This window comes from Peribacillus asahii, assembly GCF_003570725.1.
In the GTDB taxonomy this organism is placed as follows: Bacteria; Bacillota; Bacilli; order Bacillales; family DSM-1321; genus Peribacillus; species Peribacillus asahii.
On record NZ_QWVS01000018.1, the window covers coordinates 25230 to 49639 of the forward strand.

At 37.7% G+C, this 24410-nt stretch carries 27 protein-coding genes; 16 read left to right on the top strand and 11 right to left on the bottom strand.

Features of this window, described 5'->3' with window-relative positions; genetic code table 11:
• The first annotated feature begins 16 nt into the window (after positions 1–16).
• Together D1953_RS10945 and D1953_RS10950 are read left to right on the top strand one after the other, a co-directional pair.
• A complete protein-coding gene (locus D1953_RS10945; RefSeq protein ID WP_119117227.1) occupies positions 17–454 on the top strand; it encodes a DUF86 domain-containing protein in 438 nt (145 codons plus the stop codon).
• A 167-nt stretch (positions 455–621) separates the two neighbouring features.
• A complete protein-coding gene (locus D1953_RS10950; protein WP_119117383.1) occupies positions 622–1389 on the top strand; it encodes a TIGR01457 family HAD-type hydrolase in 768 nt (255 codons plus the stop codon).
• A gap of 120 nt (positions 1390–1509) precedes the next feature.
• On the opposite strand, the gene D1953_RS10955 is transcribed toward D1953_RS10950, so the two are convergent.
• Positions 1510–2007, bottom strand: coding sequence for a phosphatidylglycerophosphatase A family protein (locus D1953_RS10955; protein WP_119117228.1), 498 nt, complete (start codon positions 2005–2007; stop codon positions 1510–1512).
• Between the two features lie 191 nt (positions 2008–2198).
• On the opposite strand from D1953_RS10955, the gene yutH reads away from it, so the two are divergent.
• The 5 genes from yutH to thrB all read left to right on the top strand — a co-directional run bounded on the left by yutH (position 2199) and on the right by thrB (position 7970).
• On the top strand, positions 2199–3200 hold the full coding sequence (gene yutH / locus D1953_RS10960) for a spore coat putative kinase YutH (RefSeq protein WP_182480579.1): 1002 nt from the start codon (positions 2199–2201) through the stop codon (positions 3198–3200).
• Between the two features lie 345 nt (positions 3201–3545).
• Positions 3546–4451: a L,D-transpeptidase family protein gene (locus D1953_RS21700; RefSeq protein WP_245980045.1), complete on the top strand. Its 906-nt coding sequence runs from the start codon at positions 3546–3548 to the stop codon at positions 4449–4451.
• 227 nt (positions 4452–4678) lie between these two features.
• Positions 4679–5977, top strand: a complete 1299-nt coding sequence (locus D1953_RS10970; protein WP_119117230.1) for a homoserine dehydrogenase — start codon at positions 4679–4681, stop codon at positions 5975–5977.
• Entirely contained in the window at positions 5974–7035 is a 1062-nt protein-coding gene (thrC, locus tag D1953_RS10975) for a threonine synthase (protein WP_119117231.1), read from the top strand. The genes D1953_RS10970 and thrC overlap by 4 nt, the downstream gene beginning before the upstream one ends.
• Entirely contained in the window at positions 7032–7970 is a 939-nt protein-coding gene (gene thrB, locus D1953_RS10980) for a homoserine kinase (RefSeq protein WP_245980046.1), read from the top strand. The genes thrC and thrB overlap by 4 nt, the downstream gene beginning before the upstream one ends.
• Positions 7971–8101: 131 nt before the next feature.
• Here the strand turns inward: thrB and D1953_RS10985 are convergent, their stop codons facing one another.
• A complete protein-coding gene (locus tag D1953_RS10985) occupies positions 8102–8344 on the bottom strand; it encodes a NifU family protein (protein WP_252282673.1) in 243 nt (80 codons plus the stop codon).
• Between the two features lie 136 nt (positions 8345–8480).
• On the opposite strand from D1953_RS10985, the gene D1953_RS10990 reads away from it, so the two are divergent.
• Positions 8481–8813 carry a YuzD family protein gene (locus D1953_RS10990; protein ID WP_119117233.1) on the top strand — a complete coding sequence of 111 codons (333 nt, stop codon included), beginning with the start codon at positions 8481–8483 and terminating at the stop codon, positions 8811–8813.
• A gap of 60 nt (positions 8814–8873) precedes the next feature.
• On the opposite strand, the gene D1953_RS10995 is transcribed toward D1953_RS10990, so the two are convergent.
• Positions 8874–9941: an NAD(P)/FAD-dependent oxidoreductase gene (locus tag D1953_RS10995; RefSeq protein ID WP_119117234.1), complete on the bottom strand. Its 1068-nt coding sequence runs from the start codon at positions 9939–9941 to the stop codon at positions 8874–8876.
• 314 nt (positions 9942–10255) lie between these two features.
• Between D1953_RS10995 and D1953_RS11000 the strand changes: the two genes are divergently transcribed.
• A complete protein-coding gene (locus D1953_RS11000) occupies positions 10256–10492 on the top strand; it encodes a YuzB family protein (protein ID WP_119117235.1) in 237 nt (78 codons plus the stop codon).
• A gap of 50 nt (positions 10493–10542) precedes the next feature.
• Here D1953_RS11000 and D1953_RS11005 read toward each other — a convergent pair whose 3' ends face one another.
• A complete protein-coding gene (locus D1953_RS11005; RefSeq protein ID WP_119117236.1) occupies positions 10543–11232 on the bottom strand; it encodes a DUF2225 domain-containing protein in 690 nt (229 codons plus the stop codon).
• A 208-nt stretch (positions 11233–11440) separates the two neighbouring features.
• Here D1953_RS11005 and D1953_RS11010 point away from each other — a divergent pair, with 208 nt between their 5' ends.
• The gene (locus D1953_RS11010) at positions 11441–11803 is read left to right on the top strand and encodes a HesB/IscA family protein (RefSeq protein WP_119117237.1); all 363 of its coding nucleotides are present in this window, start codon (positions 11441–11443) and stop codon (positions 11801–11803) included.
• A 222-nt stretch (positions 11804–12025) separates the two neighbouring features.
• On the opposite strand, the gene D1953_RS21960 is transcribed toward D1953_RS11010, so the two are convergent.
• On the bottom strand, positions 12026–12550 hold the full coding sequence (locus D1953_RS21960; RefSeq protein WP_119117238.1) for a CBO0543 family protein: 525 nt from the start codon (positions 12548–12550) through the stop codon (positions 12026–12028).
• Between the two features lie 405 nt (positions 12551–12955).
• Between D1953_RS21960 and D1953_RS21705 the strand changes: the two genes are divergently transcribed.
• Positions 12956–13423, top strand: a complete 468-nt coding sequence (locus D1953_RS21705; RefSeq protein WP_119117239.1) for a hypothetical protein — start codon at positions 12956–12958, stop codon at positions 13421–13423.
• A gap of 144 nt (positions 13424–13567) precedes the next feature.
• Here the strand turns inward: D1953_RS21705 and D1953_RS11025 are convergent, their stop codons facing one another.
• The 3 genes from D1953_RS11025 to D1953_RS11035 are packed head-to-tail and all read right to left on the bottom strand — an operon-like array spanning position 13568 to position 17538.
• A complete protein-coding gene (locus tag D1953_RS11025) occupies positions 13568–14662 on the bottom strand; it encodes a GerAB/ArcD/ProY family transporter (RefSeq protein WP_119117240.1) in 1095 nt (364 codons plus the stop codon).
• A 28-nt stretch (positions 14663–14690) separates the two neighbouring features.
• Positions 14691–15911 (bottom strand): Ger(x)C family spore germination protein, encoded by a 1221-nt coding sequence (locus D1953_RS11030; protein ID WP_119117241.1) that lies wholly within the window; start codon positions 15909–15911, stop codon positions 14691–14693.
• Positions 15901–17538 (bottom strand): spore germination protein, encoded by a 1638-nt coding sequence (locus D1953_RS11035; RefSeq protein ID WP_119117242.1) that lies wholly within the window; start codon positions 17536–17538, stop codon positions 15901–15903. The genes D1953_RS11030 and D1953_RS11035 overlap by 11 nt, the downstream gene beginning before the upstream one ends.
• A 149-nt stretch (positions 17539–17687) precedes the next feature.
• Between D1953_RS11035 and D1953_RS11040 the strand changes: the two genes are divergently transcribed.
• Complete coding sequence (locus tag D1953_RS11040; RefSeq protein ID WP_119117243.1) at positions 17688–17933, top strand: YczF family membrane protein; 246 nt, start codon at positions 17688–17690, stop codon at positions 17931–17933.
• A 185-nt stretch (positions 17934–18118) separates the two neighbouring features.
• On the opposite strand, the gene D1953_RS11045 is transcribed toward D1953_RS11040, so the two are convergent.
• Entirely contained in the window at positions 18119–19111 is a 993-nt protein-coding gene (locus tag D1953_RS11045) for an NAD(P)/FAD-dependent oxidoreductase (protein ID WP_119117244.1), read from the bottom strand.
• 424 nt (positions 19112–19535) lie between these two features.
• On the opposite strand from D1953_RS11045, the gene D1953_RS11050 reads away from it, so the two are divergent.
• The 3 genes from D1953_RS11050 to D1953_RS11060 all read left to right on the top strand — a co-directional run bounded on the left by D1953_RS11050 (position 19536) and on the right by D1953_RS11060 (position 21167).
• Positions 19536–20018, top strand: a complete 483-nt coding sequence (locus D1953_RS11050; protein WP_119117245.1) for an NUDIX domain-containing protein — start codon at positions 19536–19538, stop codon at positions 20016–20018.
• A gap of 33 nt (positions 20019–20051) precedes the next feature.
• Complete coding sequence (locus D1953_RS11055) at positions 20052–20369, top strand: YuiB family protein (protein WP_119117246.1); 318 nt, start codon at positions 20052–20054, stop codon at positions 20367–20369.
• A gap of 186 nt (positions 20370–20555) precedes the next feature.
• Positions 20556–21167, top strand: coding sequence for a 3D domain-containing protein (locus D1953_RS11060; protein WP_119117386.1), 612 nt, complete (start codon positions 20556–20558; stop codon positions 21165–21167).
• 127 nt (positions 21168–21294) lie between these two features.
• On the opposite strand, the gene D1953_RS11065 is transcribed toward D1953_RS11060, so the two are convergent.
• The gene (locus D1953_RS11065; protein ID WP_119117247.1) at positions 21295–22092 is read right to left on the bottom strand and encodes a cobalamin-binding protein; all 798 of its coding nucleotides are present in this window, start codon (positions 22090–22092) and stop codon (positions 21295–21297) included.
• A 10-nt stretch (positions 22093–22102) separates the two neighbouring features.
• Positions 22103–22585: a divergent PAP2 family protein gene (locus D1953_RS11070; protein ID WP_119117248.1), complete on the bottom strand. Its 483-nt coding sequence runs from the start codon at positions 22583–22585 to the stop codon at positions 22103–22105.
• Between the two features lie 234 nt (positions 22586–22819).
• On the opposite strand from D1953_RS11070, the gene D1953_RS11075 reads away from it, so the two are divergent.
• Positions 22820–24325, top strand: coding sequence for a leucyl aminopeptidase (locus D1953_RS11075; protein ID WP_119117249.1), 1506 nt, complete (start codon positions 22820–22822; stop codon positions 24323–24325).
• Positions 24326–24410: the final 85 nt, after the last annotated feature.

Below are 24410 nucleotides of genomic sequence, written 5' to 3' on the forward strand. Positions count from 1 at the left end.
AAAGGATCTGGAAAGAATGTACTTTGTAGACCGACAAAAAATTGAACAAATTTTATGTTTCCTTGAGGCCCAGTTATCAAGGTTAGAACAAAAAAAAGAATGGAATGATGAGCTGTCACAATTGGCTTTGGAAAGGATTGTTCAAACGTCCATTGATTCTGTTCTGGATGTGGGCAATGCAATGATTGATGGCTTTATTATGAGAGACCCTGGTAGTTATGAAGATATTGTGGACATTTTACTTGATGAGAAAGTAATTAGCGAGGAAATTGCGACACAATTTAAAAATGTGCTGCCACTTCGTAAAATGCTTATCCAAGATTATATTGAAGTGTCGCATGAACAGTTACAGACTGTATTTACAGCTAATCTTGCAGCGTTTACTCAATATCCAGAGTTAATTAGAACATACTTAACTAATGAATTAGGAGCTGTTTCTGCTTTTAAAAATTAGGCTATGTTGCAAGAAGGATTAGTTTCAGAAGCAATAAGCCGTATAAAAGGCTAAAATGAACATAGTAACTCTTTATACAAGCGACCGGTAATGGCGCTTGTATTTTTTTTAGAAATGACTATGTAATATAAAGGTGGGAGTACCACCTTATGAAGGGAGCAGTATGTATGAAATCTTATAAAGGGTATTTGATTGATTTAGATGGAACCATGTATCGTGGATCTGAGCAAATAGCTGAAGCTGCAGGATTTATCAATGAATTGCGCCAACGAAACATTCCTTATTTATTCGTCACCAATAATTCTTCGCGTACACCTGCGCAAGTGGCAGAGAAATTACGGAATTTTGGAATAGAAACAGACAATAAACAAGTATTTACTACAAGCATGGCGACAGCGAATTTTATTGCGGAAAGAAAGGTTGATGCAACGGTATATGTAATCGGTGAAGAGGGCATTCGAAATGCTTTACAGGAAAAAGGGCTAGAGCTTGTGGAAGAGAATGCGGATTTTCTCGTTATGGGCATTGATCGGGCTATCAATTATGAAAAATTAACAAAGGCTTGCTTAGCTGTGAGAAATGGTGCTGCATTCATCTCGACCAATGGAGATATTGCTATTCCAACTGAACGCGGACTGCAGCCTGGAAACGGTGCCATCACATCGGTTGTGGCGGTGTCGACGCAAGTAAAACCGATTTTCATTGGTAAGCCGGAATCGATTATTATTGAGCAGGCGTTACAGGTATTAGGTGTCTCAAAAGAAGAAGTTATTATGGTTGGAGATAATTATGATACAGATATTATGGCAGGAATTAATGCAGGGATGGATACTTTACTCGTTCATACAGGCGTGACGAAAAAAGAACACTTGCTACAATATGAAAAACAACCAACCTTTGTTGTCGATACACTGGCTGATTGGCAGTTTGAATAGTGCAGGTAGATAAGGAGCCGAGTACAGGGAAGAAAATTGTACTGGCTCCTTGTTCTTTTTTAAAAAAGAACATTATTGATGTTGGGTTCATGAGGAGCAAAGAACCGGTAATAGTTTTTCTTAATCTGTCTTTTCTGCTCGATGGGCTAATCGACTAGAAGCAGCAGCGGCAATAGCACCGACAATATCATCTAGAAATGTATGCACCTTTCCTGACGTTTTATCATTTAAAGATTTCAATATTCCCGGCTTCTGCTTATCTACGTATCCATAATTGGTAAATCCAATGGAGCCGTACACATTAACAATCGAGAAAGCAAGAACCTCATCTACTCCGTATAACCCTTCATCTTTTTCAATAATTGTTTGCAGCGGCTCTTCTAATAGTTTTTTTTCAGCTAGTAAATCCAGTTGAATGCCTGTTAGGATGGCATTTTGTACTTCTCGTTTAGACAGAACGCGTTCTACATTATAAATGCAATCTTCCATTTGTAAATTCTCATGATAATCTGCTTGTAAATACATAACAAGATTGGCGATATCTTCGATTTTGACTCCGCGTTTCAAGAGCCATTCTCGTGCTACTTGCTCCGTTAGTGATACTTCTGATTTGGCCATAGAATCACACTCATTTCGATTATTTTGAATGATGCTTAGCGGTTTAGAAATGTTATTCAGAAACTGTAATTTGTATCATATATATAATGTATCCCTGAGTAACAGGTTATGATACCCTACCTTTCATTTTTTTAAACATTGTACGAGTTTGGTTGGATGATTTTCAAACTTTAGTAAAGGCGGCGATTGGAATGATAGAAGAAATCATTTATCAAAATTATGGAATTTCTGTTGAGCGTGAAGAGAAGAATAGTCGCTACCCTTCCTTTCGTTCAGGTAATGTCATTTACAGTATTATTCCGCTTGAAACAGTTGAACCAGATGAGCTTATGGAAAGGCAAAAAATGTCGGAGCATTTAAGAACTCAAGGAGACCGATCCGTTGCTGCTTTTGTTTTGGCGAATCACGACAGCTATATTTCTGAGGCAGACAATCAATTATTCGTGTTACTTGCTAATGAAGTAATTGAGCCAAGACGAAATCAAAAGACAGGGAGAGAGTTAAGCATTTTTCACGCACAAGGACGCAGTATTGATGAGAAAATTACAAAATGTGCGCGAATTGGCCAATGGAAACAGTTATGGGAAGCTAGAATCGATCAATTAGAAAAAATTTGGAGCGATAAATTGCAAGCACATCCAAACAATGCGTTTGAGCAGTTATTTATTGAAACTTTTCCTTATTATATGGTGTTAGGAGAAAATGCGGTCCAATATTTAGTCGACACAGAAATAGACGATTATCCAGATGCAGTTGACAGCGGAACAGTTTGTTATGAACGCTTTACACAAAACACATGGAACGACGAGAGATGGATGAAAAATCCGTTTGATTGGGTATTTGATCATGCTACAAGAGATTTGGCAGAGTGGGCAAGAGATTATTATCGGCGTAATATCCATACATACCAACGTGGACTTACGCAGTTCTTTCAGGACTACCAAAGCGTAGAGCATTTATCCAGCTTCTCAGCCCGTTTATTGTACGCTAGAATGCTTTTTCCGATTCATTATTATGAAACGGTTGAAGAGTATTTTACAAGCCCAACAGAGTCTAGAGCGAATGAATTAGAAGACACCCTTTCGCTCATTACAAAATCCTCTCAGCAGTACGAACATTTTTTAAAGCATTTTTATGAACTAGCTGAAATTCCAGCACAATACATGCAGTTACCGGAAGTAGGCTGGCTGTGAAGTATCCTCAATTGAGAGAACTCGTGTTTTACTAGTTAGTTGAATTCATTTTTTAGGTTCTGTTCAATAACGTTGTTGATTTTGACTCATTTTTGTTGAGGGTTCATCATCTGCTCTAGATTAGCGTTAATCGTTTCGAGAGACAGCAAGAACGGTTAGGTATCTAGAGCTTTTCTTATGGCTCATCGGCTTCTCCCTGTTTAGCTAGAATCGTTTTGATTAGATGCTCCTTTGCCACAAAAAAACCTTGTGTAAAATGATTTCTCCTTGTATTCCTATGTTATGATAGGAAGAGGAATTTTTAGAATAGTACTACAATTAAAAAAGTTGAAAGGATGTGGATAGATGAAACAATTTGTAGCTGCTGTTCTTATATGCTTGCTTACTTTACATATGATAGTGGTTCCGACTCAAGCTGCCTCTTCCAATCAATGTATAGAACCGCAATTTTCGATAGTGTTAAAGACGAATGCTGAGTTAAAGTCGAAAGCAAGTCATACAAGTAAAACGGTTAAAACTTATCCGAAGAATAAGAAGCTTTCGGTTATGAAACGCAACGGGGATTGGTATTCTATTTGTTATAGTAAAAAAATAGTTTACCTAGCAATAGAAGATGCGCGTGAAGTATTTAATGCTAAGGAACGAGCGGTACTTGTGCAAACGGATGCTAAACCAGATGTAAAGCAAGTTGTTTCAGCAGTTGGCCCAATACTTCAGTCTACGAAGGTAACCATTCAAGCGTTTGAGAAACGAAAAGGAGAATGGCGCAGAGCATTAACCGAAATGAAGGGCATAGTAGGAAAAAAAGGCTTTACTACGAATAAAAAAGAAGGCGATGGTAAATCACCAATTGGAATGTATTCATTTGGAACAGCATTTGGCAGCGGAGCAAAGCCATCGGGAATGAAGCTAACTTATAAAAAAACAACGAAATATGATTATTGGGTTGATGATGTCACATCCAAGGATTATAACAAATGGATTACATATAAAGGTGTACCAACTAAGAAGTGGAAGTCTTTTGAAAGAATGAATCACTCGTTATATAGATACGGAGTTGTTATTAATTACAATGTTAACCCCATTGTGAAAGGAAAAGGGAGTGCAATTTTTCTTCATATTTGGAGAGGGGAAAATGGAGTTACAGCAGGCTGTGTAGCAACATCAGAGAAAAATGTTTTACGCTTATTAAATTGGCTAAATCCAAGTAAGCACCCTCATATTATTATGGATACAATAGAAACCTTATAAGCAAGTAAGCAGTCATAGGTAAAAGGAAAAGATTCTTTTATACACATTCTTCTATTGTTCGAAAAAAAGATATATTTTTTTGAGGCTTACTCTAACAAGGGATTAAAACAAATTGCATGTAAATCTGTATTTTCTAACTATTGATAATTATGAATAAAAATCATATAATGTCTACTATAAAAAAACAAATGTTTTCTTCAGATAAACAGTGGTTAGGGGGAACCGAAATGAAAGCTATCTCAATCGGTTTATTAGGATTAGGTACGGTAGGTTCAGGAGTTGTCCAAATTATTGAAAGTCATCAAGACAAATTAATGCATCAAATTGGATGCCCTATTCAAATAAAGAAAATTTTAGTGAATGATTTAACGAAAGAGCGTGCCGTTCATATCGATCGCAATATGCTAACAGATAACCCAGAAGATGTTATTTATAACCCTGAGGTTGATGTAGTCATCGAAGTAATGGGTGGTATCGAAAAAACGCGTGAATACTTATTACAAGCATTAAAAAATAAAAAACAAGTTATTACGGCAAATAAAGATTTAATGGCTTTATATGGTCCTGAATTATTAGAAGTTGCGACTGAAAATGGCTGCGATTTATTTTATGAGGCAAGTGTAGCTGGTGGAATTCCAATTCTACGTGGACTTGTAGATGGATTATCCTCAGATCGCATTACAAAAATGATGGGGATTGTGAACGGTACTACAAACTTTATTTTAACGAAAATGAGTAAAGACGGCAGCGCCTATGAAGATGTATTAAAAGAAGCTCAAGATCTTGGTTTTGCTGAGTCTGATCCGACAGCGGATGTAGAAGGGTTAGATGCAGCACGTAAAATGGCAATTCTAGCAACGCTAGGTTTTTCGATGAACGTCGGTTTAGAAGATGTATCTGTGGAAGGAATCACAAAGATTTCTGAGGAAGATTTAGCATATAGCAAAAAGCTTGGCTATACAATGAAGTTGATTGGTGTTGCATCAAGATCAAACGATAAAGTCGAAGTGAGTGTCCAACCTTCACTATTACCTGAAACGCATCCGCTAGCTTCTGTTAATAATGAATATAATGCAGTATATGTATACGGAGAAGCAGTAGGAGAGACGATGTTCTATGGCCCAGGAGCAGGCAGCTTGCCAACCGCAACAGCTGTTGTCTCGGACTTAGTCGTTGCTTTGAAGAATATGAGACTCGGTGTTAATGGCCGCAGTGCTATTGCGCCTCAATATCCAAAGGCATTAAAAGGGCCAGAGGAAATTCAAGCTAAATTCTTTATTCGCTTGCATGTAAAAGATGAAGTAGGTGTGCTTGCAAGGATTACAAATCTATTTGCTGAGTATGGTGTTGGATTTGATAAAATTCTTCAGCTGCCAATTGATGATAAAGGTGCTTCTGAAATTGTGTTAGTGACACATACGGCTTCTATGGCAGCATTTGAACAAATTCAGCAACAGTTAAATGACTATGAGATGGTCAAAGAAATTAAAAGTACGTACCGTGTTGAAGGAGAGAATACGAAATGAGCTGGCAAGGTTTAATCAAGGAATATAAAGAGTTTTTACCCGTAACGGAAAATACCCCTGAATTATCGTTATTAGAAGGAAATACACCATTAATTAAATGCAACAATTTATCTGAACAGTTCGGGGTTGAACTATATGTAAAATATGAAGGATTAAACCCGACAGGGTCATTTAAGGACCGTGGAATGGTATTTGCTGTGGCGAAAGCGATTGAAGAAGGTGCAGATACAATTATTTGTGCATCTACAGGGAATACATCAGCAGCCGCAGCTGCTTATGCAGCTCGCGCTAATATTCGCTGTATTGTCGTGATTCCAGAAGGAAAAATCGCAATGGGGAAACTAGCTCAAGCGGTTATGTACGGTGCAGAAATTGTATCGATTGAAGGAAACTTCGATAATGCACTTCAAATTGTTCGTAACATTAGTGAGACATCTCCAATTGCGCTTGTAAACTCTGTAAACCCTTATCGTATTGAAGGACAAAAAACAGCGGCATTTGAAATTTGCGATACGTTAGGAACAGCACCAGATATTTTAGCTCTTCCAGTTGGAAATGCAGGGAATATCACTGCGTATTGGAAAGGGTTTAAAGAATACAATGATCATAAGCAAACAGGTCTTCCAGAACTGAGAGGATTTGAAGCGGCAGGAGCGGCTGCGATTGTTCATGACCGTGTGTTTGAAAATCCTGAAACAGTAGCGACAGCGATTCGTATCGGAAATCCAGCAAGCTGGAAATTTGCTGTTGAAGCGGCGAAAGAATCTAACGGAAAAATTGATGAAGTAACAGATGAAGAAATTTTAGAAGCATATGTATTACTGGCAAGAAGTGAAGGGGTATTTGCTGAACCTGCTTCTTGTGCAAGTATCGCAGGAATCATTAAACAACTAAAAAGCGGTGAAATTAAAAAGGGCAGTAAAATCGTTGCTGTGTTAACAGGAAATGGTTTAAAAGATCCGAATGTAGCGGTGGATACAAGCACAATTACACCAACATTACTGCCAATGGATGAAAAAGTCATCTTAGAACATCTTCAAGGTGTGAAACAAGTATGAGTCAGGAGTCCGAAATGTTTTTAATCCGTGTACCAGCAAGTACGGCAAATTTGGGTCCAGGCTTTGATTCCATAGGACTTGCCCTAGGATTGTATTTGGAGATACATGGATCTTTATCAGATAGTTGGGAAGTTGTTCCACTAACGGAGGAAATGGCTGCTTTTCCGAAAGATGAAAGTAATTATATTGTTCAAATTGCAAAGAAAACAGCAGCCTTCTATGGAAAAGAGTTAGCGCCATGTCGCCTGTTTGTTTCAAGTGAAATTCCACTGGCACGTGGATTAGGAAGCAGTGCATCGGCGATTGTCGCTGGTATTGAATTAGCCAATTTAGTCGCAGAATTAAACTTAACGAATGATCAAAAAGGCCGACATGCTTCACTTTTTGAAGGCCATCCGGATAATGGCGGAGCTTCTGTTTATGGCGGGCTTGTTGTCGGCCTGCATACGGAAGAGCAAACCGATATTGTATCGTTTCCAATCAAAGGTGTCAAAGTGATTGTAGCGATTCCAAATTTTGAGCTTCTAACAGAAGATTCAAGAAGTGTGTTACCAAAGACATTAGCCTATAAGGAAGCGATTGAAGGAAGTGCAGCTGCCAATATGGTGCTCGCTGCAATTGTTTCGGATAATTGGAAACTTGTTGGTCAAATGATGCAGAGAGATCGTTTTCATCAACCATACCGCGCTCCACTAGTACCACATTTAGCTCAAATTGAGGAAATAGCTGCTCAAAATGGAGCCTATGGCACAGCGTTAAGCGGTGCAGGTCCAACCGTCCTTTGTCTGGTTCCTGAAGCGCAAGCGGAGCAAGTGCAAGAAAAATTATCCAGTAAATTCCCGGATTTCGTTATTAAGGAACTTCTGATTGATAACAAAGGAAGCCAAACAATGATTTTATCAGAAGCAGATAAGGAAGAGTTAAGTTTTCTATAGGAAGAAACGAGCAGGGGGATATGTTCATCCTGCTCGTTTCTTTGTTTAAGGCAGAGCTAATAAAAAAGCTAATTTTCTTCAAGTGTATATCCATACAACATGAAGAAAATCAGCATTAGCTTTTATAACAATTAGAATACTTGTTCAACTTCAATAACACCAGGAACTTCTTCAAGAAGTGCACGTTCAATTCCTGCTTTTAATGTAATCGTTGAACTTGGGCAGCTACCGCAAGCTCCAAGCAAACGTAATTTAACAATTCCATCTTCTACATCGACAAGTTCACAGTCACCGCCATCGCGAAGAAGAAACGGACGAAGTTTATCAAGTACTTCTTGAACTTGACTTTCCATTGTTTGTTCAGTCATTGCCATCGACTCCTTTCCTAATCATATTATAATGCGAAGGTTATAAAAAATCCAATTAGAACTTAGCGGAAAAATCATCTATCTTTATATATAAAAAAGAGATACAATACTAATAATTCCAATCAGAAAAATGGAGGTTTATATGGAACAAAGATCTATCGACATCCAAATATATGGTGCTGAACAAATTTGTGCGAGTTGTGTAAATTTACCATCTTCAAAAGATACTTGTGAATGGCTTGAAGCAGCGTTACAACGAAAATTCCCTAATCAGCCATTTTCCATTACTTACATTGATATTCATAATCCGCCAGCTTCTACGAAAGAAAGGGAGTTTTCGTTAAAGATGATTGAAGAAGATTTGTTCTATCCACTTGTATTAATTGACGATGAAATTATAGCAGAAGGAAATGTGCGTTTGAAAACGGTCGTCGATAAAATGATTCAATGCGGGTATAAACAAGAAACTGTCTAATCTTTATAAAAAAAGTTTTGAAGCATCTTGCTTCAAAACTTTTCAATCTATATTTAAGTATTAATTGTTATGGTATTTATAAGCCCACAGGATACCAGATTTAATTAATCGAGCAAATCTTCCTGTGATGGCACGATTACCAACTAAGCCGAAGCCTTGTTTTTTCCCTAATGAACCAAGAGTTCCTTTTAATTTCATAGGAGGGAAGCTTTCGGGAAGTGGTTCATTTGCCCATTTTTTTACAAGAACTTGAACAATTTGTTCTGCTTGTGCTTCCGCTAATTGAGCACTTGGAGCAAATGGCAAGCTTGCACAGTCTCCTACAACGAATACACTGTCGTTGTTTGGCAAGAAGTGCTGTGGCGTTAATACGGCTCTGCCTTGTGCATCTTTTTCAATATCCATATCTCTAATAATTTTGCTAGGTTGGATACCAGCTGTCCAAACGATAACATCACTATGAACAGCTTCTTCACCATTGTATAAAGTGTTTGGCTCAACTTTTGTAATATTAGAATGGTGAACAATTTCAATATTATTTTTAGCAAACCAAGATTCTACAAATACGCTTAAACGTTCTGGGAAAGCGGATAAAATATGCGGTCCACGGTCGAATAATCTTATTTTTAAATCGGGACGGCTTTCGATTAATTCACTTGCTAATTCAACCCCGCTCAGTCCTCCACCAATGATGGAAACTGTTGCACCAGATCCTAAATTATTCAATGCTTGGTAGGTTTGACGAGATTTATCGATGGTTTGAATACTGAATGTGTGCTGATTTGCACCTGGAATACCGTGGTATTTATCTTCGCAGCCAAGCCCAATGACTAAATCATCATAATCTACAGGCTCTTGATTTTCTAAGATGACTTGTTTTTTGTCCATATCAATGGATAATACTTCACCATATACATTTTGTAAGCGTGGATGCTCAGGAAATGCAACACGAATATGGTGATCGGAAATTGTTCCTGCCGCTAGCGCATAATATTCTGTTTTAATACAGTGATATGGATTGCGGTCAATAAGTGTAATGCGAACATTTTCAGGCAGCTGATTAGGCAGCAATCTTTGAAGCATGCGCATTCCACCATACCCGCCACCGAGTATGACTAAATTCTTCATGTAAAAATCCCCTTTGTTTAATCTGTAAAAATTATTATTTCATTCACTTGTGAAAGTAGGTATACTACTATAAATATCCCCAAAACATTGTGTTAAAAAATAAAAATTATTTGTAAAGATAGTTTTAATCCCCACAAAAGTATAACGAAAATGAATAAAAATCACAACTGAATTATGAAAATCGCTTGTTTTTGTTGTTAAATATTGACGGTATATGAAAAAAAAGATAGGATATTTTTTTGGACAACCTTTAAAATATATTTAAATCGTTTCAATATATGAATATTTAGCTCCAACAAATGAGGTGAGACTGGATGAAACCGATTATCGAATTTTGTGTTAGCAATTTAGCGAGTGGTGCCTATAAAGCAATGGAACAATTAGAAAAAGATCCGAATTTAGACATTGTTGAATATGACTGTTTAAGTTATTGCGGGATTTGTTCAAGCGATCTTTTTGCTCTTGTTAATGGTGAAGTCGTTACTGCAAGTTCTACAGAAGAGCTTGTGGCCAATATATATCAATATTTAGATGAACATCCAATGTTTTAAATTAATTGAACACTGCAAACACTTTCTTGCTTGCAGTGTTTATATCAGTATTAGTGTGCGGGCATTTCTCCTTTAATGTCTGCCCAGCGATCGCGTGCCATTTGAATGATAGACGTTTCAACGGCTGATTTTCGCTTTTCAAGAACCATGGAAAAATGTTTTGTAGCAGCCTGCAGCTCTCCTATCCGTCTAGATAACTCTCCAAGCAAGTACAAAATACGTACTTCAGACACTTGAGTGCCAGTGTAGTCCCCTATAGAAAAGGATTCTTCATATTCACGACGTGCCAATCTCATAAAGCGATGTTCTTGTTCTTCATTTTGTTTTAGACGGTAAAGCCAAGCTGTTCGTAAATAAAGTCCGGCAATGGTAATATGCTTTTCTTTTTTTAAGATGGCACTATAACAAGCTAATTTATACGTTTGAATGGCATCGTTAATCGTGCGTTCGCCAGAAAAGGAATGAGGCACCCAATGAGAGCAAATTTTCTCTGAAATTTCTTCTTTTGTGCCAGGAGCGAAATATTTAGAGAATTCTTTTGAAAATGCAAATCCACATTTGGGACAAACATGTATGTTATAGAATAGTCCATTAGTTGTACCTTCCGCATATTTTGGACAAAAATCCGTATCATATTCAGATACTTTAATAAATCGAGAACGAATTTTTTTCGTAGTGGCTGGTTGTTTACAAAGAAGGCATTCTATACTTTTGTCAAATAGCGGTGGTAGTTCCCCCATGAGTATCATCCTTTCAGTAGTATATAAGTTCTAGTTATATGGATGTGTTAATGGTTTAATTATAGCTCAACTTGTGATAAAAGGCTCATATAAAATAAAAGGATTAACATCGTTTTCAGGCAGGAAAATTGAGCATGAGAAATTTTTTAGTATATACTAGTAGTAGTTTGAATTGACTTACTCAATTTTAAAGAGGGAGGATTTTATTGTGAGCGATGTTGTTAATATTACGGAAGCGGCAGCTTTTCAAATAAAAGAAATGATGAAACATAATGGAGAGGAAGGCTCTTTCTTACGAGTAGCTGTAAAAGGTGGCGGTTGCAGCGGTCTATCCTATGGAATGGCATTTGAACAAGAGGTAGGCGAGAAGGATCAACAATTAGAACAGTTTGATATTAAAATTCTTGTTAGTGAAGGTGATGCTCCTATTTTAAATGGAACAACAATCGATTATAAACAATCGATGATGGGCGGAGGATTTACCATCGATAATCCGAATGCCATCGCATCTTGTGGCTGCGGGTCATCATTTAGAACGGCGACAAACACGGGAACACCAGAGAATTGTTAAGGTTTTAACTTCTGTTATTGAACGGAAAGTTAGGCGATGGGGATTATGTTTTTGGCCTATTGCGAAATCTGTATTCACTTTATATAAAGCGCTTCTTGACGTATTTTGATGATACGTTAAGAGGCGCTTTTTTCTATGTCTGCGGGGGCGTGATTGATAGAAAACAACAACTTTTATAAATTATTTAGAGTATTCTTAGGCCTTATTAACTATACAATGTTTTCATTTAAGTACTTCTTTTGGAATGTCGAATATATTCCACAATAAAGCTATAAACAAAATAGAAATTAGCCAAGCTAACAAGGGTCTATTAACATGAATTCTTAGCGTGGTAAACATAACAATATTGAATACGACAGACCATCCAATATTCCATCCATGATGGTGCTCAAACAAATTTAGATATTTAACGTTAATGAATTCGATTAGACTATAAAGAAAAACCCACAACAAAATCCAAAGTATTTGTTTAATTCTGTTTCTAGGAAAATTCCCTAAAAAAATGAGTAATGTGGAGGAATATACTAACAGCATAATCATTATGTCAATAATAAGGTGACCATATAGAATATTACTACCGAAAATAGTTTCTTTATATGACCACAATTTGTAATCGTGCAGTAAAGCATTCTTTAAAAGATCACCAGCTATAAAAAACAAATAAGTTGGGTAATAATTACGCCAATTTTTCCAATCACCCCATTTAATTGTAGCCATTATAAATAATAAATTATAAAAGAAATGCATAAGACTCCTCAAAAATATGTTTTTTAAAAAATTATTGCCTTAAACAATAAAAATTATTAATGTTCTTTGCAAAGCAGATTTGGTTAGGAGTTGGAATAGACACATATGGCACATAAAGAGAAGCGACTCCTTTATGTCGTTTTTGATTTATATTGTGTAACAGATGAAATAGGTTATTTAGCGAAGAAACAAGATAGGGGTATATTTTATCAAGTACTGGCATAACTCTGGAGGGAATTGTGGAGACTTCCCATTTAGATGAATTTATCCTGAAATGTCTAGATGTCCTTCCTGTTTCTTTAGCGGTTGTCGAATAAAGATATGACCGCTCAAATGGGCGTTTTTTTTAAAAATCTTTGGATACATTAAAAAAGAGCAGAGAAATAGGTTGAGGTGAAATCGCTTATGATATCGAAGAGGCACTTAGTATTTAATTTGTCTATCATAATCATTCCATGGTTATCGTTGTTATTTATAGGAAAGCGCAATATAAAACGTTATTCTTTAGCGGGTGTTTTTATTATTATTTTTGAGATTATAAATCATTTGTATGGACACAAGAGAAAGTGGTGGAAGTTTTACGATAAGCGATTATTATTTATTAAGGACGAGCTTCCTTTTAGTATTGGCCCTTATATGCCTCTTTCTATGTGGATACTTAAATTTTCATACGGGAACTTTAAAAAGTTTATACTACTTAATGCTATTGCTGATGGACTGTTTGCTTTTCTTCTCATTGATGTTCTTAAAAAATTAAAAATCATATCTCTAAATGGATTAAATCATTTTCAATTTTTTATATACTTGCACTATAAAGCATATTTATTATATGGAGTACAGTATTTGTTTGAGAAAACAAAAAGAGTTAGTTGAACAAGAACACGAAAAAGACCCAATATGAAAAATAGGTCTTTTTTCTTTGGGGGAACATTTCACATAATATTTCTTTATATCCCCAAGGTTAGATTAATGAAGGAAAAAAACGTCGTCAACTTTCTAAGCAACTAAGCCGGATTTTTATCGACTTTTCCTATTTTTAAAAAAAGCAATAATGAGAAGCAAAAGAGGGATTACCACTTGAAGCGGCAGATGTACAAAAAATGGGATAATTTGCAAACCCTCCTTGATATGCTCAGAAACATTGCTGGCAATTGTAATGGATAAAAATAAAATTACAATTCCAATTGGATAAACCAGCCGTGAAGGTTCTTTGATGTTAAACAAGTCTGCTATGCCTATAACAGCTACATAACAATACACACTAATCTTAAAGAAACCGCAAATAATCGAGGTCAGCATAAAATACACATCCAGACGCTCCAAAAACTCTGCTAATCGAATAGTCTGGATGGTACTGAGAAAGGGAAATGGTGAGCGTGAGACGAGATCAACACCGAGAACACTAATGTTAAGCACTGTGATAATTGCTATGTTGATGCCGCTTAACCCTATAGCGAACAAACCAGCAACTTTTGCCTTTTTAGATTGATTTACATACGGCAGAATCATCGCAAATGCAACTACTTCTCCAAATGGGAAATACAGAGTTTGAGTAAAGGTAATTTTCATAATCGATAAAATACCTTCTTCGAGTACTGGCTTTAAGTTAGTAAGATTGAGCAAACCAGAAGCAACAATCAGAATAAAGCCAGTAATGGCAAGTAAATACACGATTATAAAAAACAATTCCCCTGTTCTTGCTAGTACCTCAATCCCTTTACGAACTGTATAAACCATTACCAGCATCAATAAGGCACTCACAATGAACAGAGGAGTATCCGGGTAAGCTACGGTTACTAGCATCTCTCCAAAGTCCCGCAGGTCTCTTGACGCGATATACATAAAATAAAGTAGGAAGAAAAAACCAAGTAGTCGTCCAAGCACTTTCCCTATAATTTTTTGTACATACTCTGTTGGCAGGTTATCAGGGTAATACTGATAAAGACCATAATAAATCCAAAATAGTACGAAGCCGCCAACCATCCCAAGCAGAACAGACAGCCAGGCATCCTGTTTCGCCTCAACCGCAAGGGGGAGCAATAAGGTAGTACCGTGTTCAAATAATAATATGAGGACAAATAGCTGATATGCGCTGATTTTCGCTTTCTCCACTGATTTGTCACTTCCTTTTCATTAACAATTATTGATTACTCTCCATACGGAAAAAGTACGGTTTGTTTCTTAAACCAGTGCGCCGTACAAAAGCCTCAACGGTCACGTCTGCTTTTAATTGGGGGAAGTGAACATTGTTCCAATCTTGTTTCAGCTTCTTCCATGCTTTCGGATCAGAACGATGTACCGCTTCACCGAACCCGAAAATATCTGTTTGATTTTTCTGGGCACGTTGGATGGCATCATTAATCTCTTTCTGAATCTTTTTCTCCACTGTCTTTTCTATGTTCAACAGTACACTCGGGTCGGTTAAATCAACAGGTACCATTACTTCACCGATGTCTCCCTCTGCATCGACATGAATCGAAATTTTCGGTTGGCCGTTTTTCATGTTAGCAGAGACTTTTGTTTTTTGACGGAGCACTTCATAAGCAACGGCCTCTTGTTCTCCTTCCCAACTAATATTTATATCTGTTACTTTGATTTTGTCTAATATCCATGTGACTCCTCTTGCCGTTTCCCCTTGAAACCAGTCGACCAGTTTTCCGTCTTTAAAAACAGCAAGACCATCCGCTTGAATATTCTCCTCAACAGCGGATTGTTGAATATTTTCTAGCTTTTTTCCTTGTTCAGTATTCCCGGTCATACGAAACCCAGTAATTACTGGTTCCTTTCCGGGAGATATGAGATTCTTAATCCCTTCTTGAATGCTGACCTCCATATGTTCTCCCCATCTTTGTTCCGTAATTTTTAATGTTTTAATCACTTTATTAGCTGGAATTTTATCGACCCCCGTCAATGTATTCACAATATCTGCTGCTTTTGAATCATGGGCAATTATAATCGTTGCCGTAGTCCGGAATTCAGGATCGCGATCAAAGGCATCTAAAATATTAATAATGCCTTCTTCTTTTGCCAGCTCTTCATTGATAACCAGAAGGTTGGTATGAGAGTAATACAGCCTTCGTGAGATTTTAGTTGATGCACGACGACTCATTTCTACTATATTATCTCCAGTAGAGGAGTAGGTGGTAATAGATGGAGCCTCTCCACCACCGCCTTGCAGGCCCCCGGCTACGTTTCCTGGATTGATAAGTTGAATGGTTCCGACATACTTTCCTTCTTCATTTTTATCAATACCAAGGGCAGAGACAAACGCAATATCGGTTAATTCCTTTTTACTCCAGCAGCCTGAAGTCAAGGCTAGGCCTGTTAACATCAAGAATAGAAACATCCATTTACGATTCATTTTGATCACTCTTTCTCGTGTGACTGTTTACCATTCCACGATTAGTAGGAGGATGTGGTTTCTGATCTTTTCCCTGACGAATGTTATTTTCATTGCTGATAAAGGGCGGTCTTTGCTTCAAAGCCCACCATGGCAGTCGGACGACTGTATCACCTGCATTTTTCGGACTGAATGGTGCAAATGGTGACATGTATGGAACACCGAACGAGCGCAGGTCACATAGATGAACGGTTAACATGATGAATGCTAGAATAATTCCGTAAAAACCAAATGTTGCAGCGGTTATCATAAATAGGAAACGTATCAAACGGGCTGAAATCGCAATGGCAAAAGAAGGGGTTGCAAAACTGGCAATTGCTGTGATGGCGACGACAATTACCATGGCCGGTGAAACAATCCCAGCCTGTACGGCCGCTTGTCCAATTACCAGAGCTCCAACTATGGATACCGCCGCGCCGATAGCCCTTGGCATTCGGATACCGGCTTCCCGTAAAATTTCAAACGTTACTTCCATTATCATGGCTTCTACAAAAGCAGGGAAAGGGACGGCTTCCCGCTGTGCTGAAATCGCAATCAGCAGCTGTGTCGGAAGCATCTCCTGGTGAAATGTTGTAGCAGCAATATAAGCGGAAGGCCCTATAATAGAAATAAAGAAAATAATGACCCGTAAAAGACGTAGTGCTGTTGCAATATCGAAACGAGCATAATAATCTTCGGCGGCTTGAAAAAACTGAATAAATATAGTAGGGGCAATAAGCACAAACGGAGTTCCATCCACAAAAATGGCTATCCTTCCTTCAAGGAGATTTCCTGCAACCATATCCGGCCTTTCTGTATGGTAAAGTGTTGGAAAGGTTGTCATTGTCTGGTCTTCAATCAGTTGTTCAATATACCCCGATTCAAGAATGCCATCGATATTAATTCTTTTTAATCGCTGGCGCACCTCTTCGACGATTTTCTCATTAGCAATTCCGTTAATATACATTATCACGACATCTGTTTGTGTAGCCTTGCCGATTTTCATCGATTCCAGCCATAAGTCCGGGTTTTTAATGATTCGACGTACGAGGGCTGTATTCGTTCTGATTGATTCAGTAAAACCGGACCTTGAACCACGGACGGCCACCTGAGTACTCGGTTCCTCAATCGAGCGTGTTTCTCCGCCTTGTGTACCGACACTTAATGCTTCATTTGTTCCATCGACGAGAATAAGTGTTTCACCTGCCATCAAAGACAATAACAACTGCTCCCAGTTACTGACCAGTTTTATACTACCGAGAGCAACTATGTTATTAGAGATCACTTCTAAGGCATTTTCCCGAGTTAGCTTTTCTTGTAAGGCATGATTCTTCATCATTGACTCAATTAAAAAATCGTTGATGGATATACTGTCAACAATACCTTCAACATAAACAACGGCTGTTTTAATTTCGGAATGAAGGCTAATATTCAACGTTCGGATAACTATATCTGAACTATTTCCTGTTTTTTGTTTAATCATGTCAAGATTGATGGATATGGAATCATGGATGAACTCCAATGATCGATTGTTAGGCTGATCGCGGCCGCTCTCCTTATGATCCTCGCTATTTGTCTTTTTCTTTCGCTGTTTGAAAAATGAAGGCATAGCATAAGGCACCTTTCTTAACTTTTATTTCCTATTGTATTGTGTCCAGATGATTATTCCGGTATACAAACCTTTACCACTATTTTGCTTTCTGTATAACGTATACAGCAGTTTAAGATAGGAAAACATCTATTAAGGAGTGATAAAAAATGAAAATCCTCGGTATTTCTATTTTAATGATGGGAATTTTAATAGGTTTTTCCCTGGGTATAGATCTTCTTCTAGGATTTGAGATACGTACCTCGTTGAAAAGTGCCTTTAATCCTTTTCGTGTGATGGAAGTTCCTGAATTTGTTATTATCTTTTTTCTTGTTTTCTCATTAGTGTTTGAATCTGTGCGTTCTTTCTATCAAAAAAGAAACGTAAAAACAAATAATTCTGAAAAACACCCTTAAACATAATAAACGAGAACAGGTTTGACCTGTTCTCGTTCTATTTCACTAACTTAACTGACTATCTCCATAAATAACATCTTCTCTTGCTTTTCCCTTTTAGAAATATTTACTTCACAGAACCGTTGGTAAAAGTACAACGGTTCTGTCGGCTTTTTCTATTGTTTATTTGTTTTCCCTTTTCATATTTAAAACATAGATGTACTATGCATTGGTTGGACTTTTGCGGTTGGGTCGATAAATTGTTTGGCGTGATTGACCGCGACTGGTGCTTCGCCAAATCCGCTGGCAATTAATTTTACTTTGCCATCATAGGTGGCAATATCACCAGCTGCGTAAATTCCAGGGATATTTGTCTCCATTTTGGAATTTACGACAATATTGTTTTTTTGAATGGTAAGTCCCCATTCTTTAATAGGACCGAGTGAAGAGACGAAACCATAGTTCACAATGACTGCATCGACGTCAAGAGTTTGCGTTTCTTCTCCGTTTGCATGTTTAAGAATGACGGTGTTAATTTGATCGTTTGTACCAATGAATTCAACGGGCACATAAGGAGTTTGAATGTGTACTTTTGATTTCTTTACATTTTCTACACTATGTTCGTGAGCGCGAAATTTATCACGTCTATGGATAAGGGTAACTTGCTTAGCAATTGGTTCAAGCATAAGTGCCCAATCGACCGCTGAATCTCCGCCTCCAAATACTGCTACTTTTTTATCGGCAAAATCGTTTAAATTATCAATAAAGTAGTGAAGGCTTTTACCTTCATATTGCGCTGCGTGTTCTATCTCAATTCGACGAGGTTGAAAGGCGCCGTTGCCAGCTGTAATAATAATGGCTTTGGAGTAATGGACTTCTTGATCGGTTGTTAATTTAAAGTGTCCTTCTTCAAGCTTTTCAACTTTTTGGACCGATTGCTCTAAGACGATTGTTTGTTCGAACTTGGACATTTGTTCTTTTAAGTTGTTAATTAGTTCTTGTGCGCGAATTTTAGGAAAGCCTGCGATATCATAAATGTATTTTTCGGGGTAAAGCGCAGATAATTGACCACCTAATTGAGGTAAACTTTCAATGATTTTTACAGATGCTTGTCTCATACCACCATAGAAAGCCGTAAACAGTCCTACTGGTCCGCCGCCAATAATCGTAATATCATATACTTTTTCGTTCACTTTCACGCATATCCCTCCGTCTTAGCTATTTGTGTATTCCAGAAAATATATTACTTATTTTACCATATAATGTTTTGAATCATAGGATAAATTTGGTTATTTATAAAGGTTAAAAATTATATGGCATCAAGTAAAACTTTCATCAGTATGGTTTTTCTTCAGCCCTCACTTATCTTATTATTTCCTTAGAATGTTAAGCTAGAGGTCTCACTGTTCGTTAAGTGAGGGATAAAATGGTTGATTTAAAGAGGTTCAGCTAAAATAAATCAACAGAGTCTCTAACAGGACTAAGTATTTAAATTGTGACAGGGAGGAGAAAAATATACACTAAAGTGATACTTCATCATTGCAGAGTCATTCTCTTTTTGAAGTTGCAACTTGAATATTTCCCATTTCTGTTTAAAATATACATAAAGGCGGGGGTTGTACAATGCAGGAGAGATGTCGAAATGTATGGTTAGCTGTATCAGGAATTGTCATATCAGATCAGGGAGAATGGTTAGTTGTAAAGAAACGATATAGTGGGTTAAAAGGGGTCTGGTCGCTTCCGGCAGGTTTTGTAAAGGAAAATGAGACAGTAGATGAAGCAGTCATTCGAGAGGTATTAGAGGAAACAGGCGTTGCTACTGAGGTTGAAGGCATCGTTGGGCTGAGAAGCGGTGTACTTAAAGGCGAAATTAGTGACAATATGCTGCTGTTTCGCTTAAAGCCATTAAATATGGAGGTACAGGCTCAGCTTGAGGAATTATATGAAGCAAAATTTGTTCAGCCAGAAGAATTACTCAAAGAAGGAAAACAATCGATTTTATTAGAGGAGCTAATTTCTTATAATCTAGAAGCCCTGCAACAAGTACGTACAGGATTGAACCCTGGCGATCATTTTGGTTATACGTCATATAAATTATTTGTTTAACCATATTTAAAGGCTTTATGAAGGAGGGCAAGTATGCCATTACCTGTGTTATTAATTTCCATCGTCTTATTTTTCGTTCTGTTCTTCGGCATTGGCTTTTTACTGAATATGTTGTTCCGCTCTTCGTGGGTTATGGTCATTTTATTTCCAATCGTTGCGATTCTTATCGTGAATCAGTCTAAGCTGATTGAATATGTGAGACAGCCTATTGAGTCCTTGAAGCAACTAGGGTTGAATTTTGCTGCGTTACATATGGCAGATATTATTATTTTATCAAGCGGGCTATTAGGCGGGATATGTGCAGGTATCACAATTAAGCTATTAAGAAAAAAAGGGTATCAAATGTTTTAATGGACAAGGCTGTCAATCACTGACGGTCTTTTTTTATTGGTATAATTTACGGCTTATAATACAAAGTCCTATCATATAGTCACTCTTAAAAAGATAAGATAAATCCTTCACTTTTATGAATATTTCCTTCTATTCAAGGAAAGGAATAATGAAAGTGAGAGGAGAGGAATAGTAGTGAGAAAGCTGATGTATGTCGGAAAGAGAATTGCTATTATGCTTGTCTTTCTGTTAGCTATTCAAACGACGATCGAGCATGTGACAGGGGGAACGCCCTCAATACTTAAGCACGTATTAGCTAGTGAAAATCGAAATGAAACGACAACTTCTAAACCGAAATCGATACAGGCTGTTCAAACCTTGGAGAATGAATTTGATTTTTCTCGGTATCCAAAACATCAAGTAGTTGCAACTGGTTATACGGCAGGATATGAATCAACAGGAAAAAATCCTGATAGTCCTGCTTACGGAATTACATATTCAGGTGTGAAAGTAAAGCGTGATTTATATTCAACGATTGCTGCAGATTTAACGGTTTTCCCAGTAGGAACGATTTTATTTATTCCTGAATATGGCTATGGAGTGGTTGCCGATACAGGCAGTGCTATTAAAGGGAATCGGCTCGATTTATATTATGAAACCGTTCAGGATGTATATAATGAATGGGGCAAGAGAACTGTAGAGGTTTATGTGGTTGAAGTAGGTAAAGGAACGTTATCGGAAGCTCGATTAAATCAATTAAATGAGGCAGAGAATATGCAAGTATTTCGTGAGCAAATCTTGGGCAAAAAGCCGGAGTAAGGTATAGGCAGGGGCTCTCCTATAGTTAATCTCTACGTATTTTCTTTGTTTCTTCATCGTTTTGAGAGGGAGCCTTATAGTCATTTAAGTGTTGTTAAGGTTATAAGCATTAGAAAGACCTGTGATGTTACGTCACAGGTCTTTCTTTACAGAACTTTTCAGGATGCAAAATAGCGGCAAGTTTTTCGAGTCCGTCTAACAATCGAGGAGAAGGTCGGCAGTAGAGCGGCTCTTCCATAATGAAAATACGGTCATTTTGTAGAGCGGTAAGGTCTGCCCAATTTTCTCGTTTTCGAACGATTTTTGGATTAATTCTTTTTAAAGGAACACCGACCCAAGCTAGACAAATATAATCGGGATTGCGGGATAAAACATCTTCTGAAGATACAGTAACACTTGCTAAATCGACGTCTTCAAATAGATTATAGCCCCCAGCGAGTCGACTGATTTCGGTGAGCCAGTTAATACGGCCGGGAGTGAAGAGAGGATTTGGCCACCATTCCCAATAGAGTGATGGTCTTTGTTCAATTGTATCGGAAATTTCTTTATAGCGTTGAACAGTAGCTCTAAATTGAGCGGCTTGTTCAGCTGCTTTTTTGGATAATCCAACTGCTTCTCCTAATGTAAGCAGGTCTTGAGCGATATCTTCAAGAGACTGCGGATTAAAAGTCAGGTGAGGAATTCCACGTTCCTGCAAGCCTTCAATGTTCTTTTCCATTCCTGGAACACTTAGCGAAGCGAGCACTAAATCTGGTTTCAACGATTGGACAAGGTCCAGGTTAATCGATAAATCCGGGCCAACCTTTGGAAGATGTTGAATAGAATTGGGCCAATCTGAATAATCATCAATAGCAATAAGCTGATCTTCAATGCCAAGATATACACAGAGTTCTGTATTACTCGGACAAATCGAAATAATTTTCATAGAAATGCACCTACCCCTTAAAGACAGAATAATAGAGAATAAAGGCAATGAACGCTCCTGTTAATGCGCCGAAAAAAACTTCAATCGGCTTGTGGCCAAGCAATTCTTTTAATTGATGTTGTTTTTGCTGATCTTCTTTTTTTTGCCAATTCTTCACTTGATCAACTAATATGTTAAAATCTGCAACAAGTTGATTGAGAACAACAGCCTGCTCTCCAGCTTGGCGCCTTACTCCTGTCGCGTCAAACATCGTAATAATCGCAAAAATGGTAGCAACAGCAAAAACGGGTGAATCCAGTCCGTTTTCAATGGCTATGGCAATTGCAAGAGCTGTTACCGCAGCAGAGTGAGAACTAGGCATGCCTCCAGTGGAAGTGAGCAAGGACCAATCCATTTTGCGGTCCGCTATGTAATGAATTGGAACTTTAATAAATTGAGCAAAGAAGATGGCCACTAAAGAAGCTATAATGGGAAAGTTTAAAAATATGTCCATCGAGATTAACCCCTTTCTCTCACACTGACTGATGTATATTACTTACTTCCATGAAAATATGTCGATTCCTGCTTAATATTTCGCTTAGAGTCATTCTTTATATGAAATCTGAATAAATTTTTTTCAATTGCTTCGTTTTTCGTTTATACAGCTACTAGCTTAAAGTAAGCTATGTAGTATTTGGAAAATAGAAAATCCGTTATACTAATAGAAAAAGCTAGAGGAGGAACCAGTATGTTCACAGTTCACGGGACGCTTGATTTAACAAAACATGAGGAGTGCTTGTTAATTGGAATATTTGATCAGCCAAATAAGTTCACTGAAGTTGGTCAGGCAGCGGACAAGAAAATGAATGGGCAGTTAACTGAGTTAGTAAAGGAAGGTGAGATTTCAGCGAAGAAAAAGTCAATTACGACGATACATACATTAGGCATGATTGCTGTCAAGAAGCTAATCTTTGTTGGTCTTGGAAAGAAAAAAGACTTAACATTTGAAGAGCTTCGCGAAGCGTTTGGAAAAGTAAGTAAAGCTATTCAAGCTTCTCGGGCGACCTCACTCTCTGTTGCTTTAGATACGTTTACGACAGAGAAAGTAGATGGGTTAGATGCAGCGCACGCTTTTGCAGAAGCTTTTATGCTTGCGACCTATAAATTCAATGGTTACAAGCAAAAGTCGAATCAAGTAGAGAAGTCTGTCAAATCGTTTACTATATACAGTGAAGGGGATAAGGATGAAATTGGTGCCTCTTTACATGTTGGGCGAGTATTTGGGAAAGCGACGAATTCAGCGCGTACGCTTGTGAATACACCAGGAAATTTACTAACATCAACAGACTTAGCTGATTATGCTATACAATTAGCTGATCGTTATAATTTTGAAGTGGAAATTCTTGAGAAGGAAGATATGCTTAAATTAGGTATGGGGGCGCTTTTAGCTGTAAATCAAGGGTCGAATGAGCCGCCAAAGATGATTGTGTTAAAGTATCAAGGAAAAGAAGATTGGAAAGATGTAATTGGGTTAGTTGGAAAGGGCATTACGTTTGATACGGGCGGTTATTCGTTAAAAACAAAAACAGGTATTGTTGGAATGAAAACAGATATGGGCGGTGCGGCAGCTGTACTAGGTGCAATGGAGATTATCGGTGAGCTAGGGCCTGAACAAAATGTTGTGGCTGTTATTCCATCAACAGATAATATGATTAGCGGGGAAGCGTTTAAACCGGATGATGTAATTACTTCAATGAACGGAAAAACGATTGAAGTATTAAATACGGATGCAGAAGGACGGCTTGTGCTAGCGGATGCTGTTACGTATGCGAAGCATCATGGAGCTGAGTATTTAGTCGATGTAGCCACATTAACAGGGGGCGTGATTACGGCATTGGGGAATGATATGACAGGTTCGATGACGAATCATGAGGCTTTTTTTGAACAAGTACTGCAAGCATCTTATGAAGCTGGAGAACCAATGTGGCGACTGCCTATTACAGAAAAAGATAAAGAGCGCGTGCGCAATAGTAGAATTGCTGACTTGAATAATTCTCCGGGTGGAGCAGGTCATGCTATTATGGGCGGTGCATTCATTGGTGAATTTGCTGAAGAAACACCATGGGTCCACTTGGATATTGCTGGGACATCTATAACAATCAGTTCAAATGACTTAGGACCAGCAGGCGCAACAGGAGTAATGACACGTACATTAGCATTACTCGTTGAGCGATTTGAGGCAGAGAATAATTAATTGAAACCGAAGTTCTCGTCGAGCTTCGGTTTCTTTTTTTGAGTGTAGAGATTCGATTTATACTTCGTTTCCATATACAATTAGA

Coding starts and splice junctions, on each gene's coding strand:
- D1953_RS10955 (WP_119117228.1), bottom strand. CDS start 2,007: ATGGCCAAATCAGAAGTATCACTAACGGAGCAAGTAGCACGAGAATGG.
- D1953_RS11035 (WP_119117242.1), bottom strand. CDS start 17,538: ATGCCTTCATTTTTCAAACAGCGAAAGAAAAAGACAAATAGCGAGGAT.
- D1953_RS21705 (WP_119117239.1), top strand. CDS start 12,956: ATGATATCGAAGAGGCACTTAGTATTTAATTTGTCTATCATAATCATT.
- D1953_RS11040 (WP_119117243.1), top strand. CDS start 17,688: ATGAAAATCCTCGGTATTTCTATTTTAATGATGGGAATTTTAATAGGT.
- D1953_RS10990 (WP_119117233.1), top strand. CDS start 8,481: ATGGAACAAAGATCTATCGACATCCAAATATATGGTGCTGAACAAATT.
- D1953_RS21700 (WP_245980045.1), top strand. CDS start 3,546: ATGAAACAATTTGTAGCTGCTGTTCTTATATGCTTGCTTACTTTACAT.
- D1953_RS10985 (WP_252282673.1), bottom strand. CDS start 8,344: ATGGCAATGACTGAACAAACAATGGAAAGTCAAGTTCAAGAAGTACTT.
- thrB (WP_245980046.1), top strand. CDS start 7,032: ATGAGTCAGGAGTCCGAAATGTTTTTAATCCGTGTACCAGCAAGTACG.
- D1953_RS11055 (WP_119117246.1), top strand. CDS start 20,052: ATGCCATTACCTGTGTTATTAATTTCCATCGTCTTATTTTTCGTTCTG.
- D1953_RS11030 (WP_119117241.1), bottom strand. CDS start 15,911: ATGAATCGTAAATGGATGTTTCTATTCTTGATGTTAACAGGCCTAGCC.
- yutH (WP_182480579.1), top strand. CDS start 2,199: ATGATAGAAGAAATCATTTATCAAAATTATGGAATTTCTGTTGAGCGT.
- D1953_RS21960 (WP_119117238.1), bottom strand. CDS start 12,550: ATGCATTTCTTTTATAATTTATTATTTATAATGGCTACAATTAAATGG.
- D1953_RS11060 (WP_119117386.1), top strand. CDS start 20,556: ATGTATGTCGGAAAGAGAATTGCTATTATGCTTGTCTTTCTGTTAGCT.
- thrC (WP_119117231.1), top strand. CDS start 5,974: ATGAGCTGGCAAGGTTTAATCAAGGAATATAAAGAGTTTTTACCCGTA.
- D1953_RS10950 (WP_119117383.1), top strand. CDS start 622: ATGAAATCTTATAAAGGGTATTTGATTGATTTAGATGGAACCATGTAT.
- D1953_RS11050 (WP_119117245.1), top strand. CDS start 19,536: ATGCAGGAGAGATGTCGAAATGTATGGTTAGCTGTATCAGGAATTGTC.
- D1953_RS11000 (WP_119117235.1), top strand. CDS start 10,256: ATGAAACCGATTATCGAATTTTGTGTTAGCAATTTAGCGAGTGGTGCC.
- D1953_RS10970 (WP_119117230.1), top strand. CDS start 4,679: ATGAAAGCTATCTCAATCGGTTTATTAGGATTAGGTACGGTAGGTTCA.
- D1953_RS10995 (WP_119117234.1), bottom strand. CDS start 9,941: ATGAAGAATTTAGTCATACTCGGTGGCGGGTATGGTGGAATGCGCATG.
- D1953_RS11065 (WP_119117247.1), bottom strand. CDS start 22,092: ATGAAAATTATTTCGATTTGTCCGAGTAATACAGAACTCTGTGTATAT.
- D1953_RS11070 (WP_119117248.1), bottom strand. CDS start 22,585: ATGGACATATTTTTAAACTTTCCCATTATAGCTTCTTTAGTGGCCATC.
- D1953_RS10945 (WP_119117227.1), top strand. CDS start 17: ATGTACTTTGTAGACCGACAAAAAATTGAACAAATTTTATGTTTCCTT.
- D1953_RS11075 (WP_119117249.1), top strand. CDS start 22,820: ATGTTCACAGTTCACGGGACGCTTGATTTAACAAAACATGAGGAGTGC.
- D1953_RS11005 (WP_119117236.1), bottom strand. CDS start 11,232: ATGGGGGAACTACCACCGCTATTTGACAAAAGTATAGAATGCCTTCTT.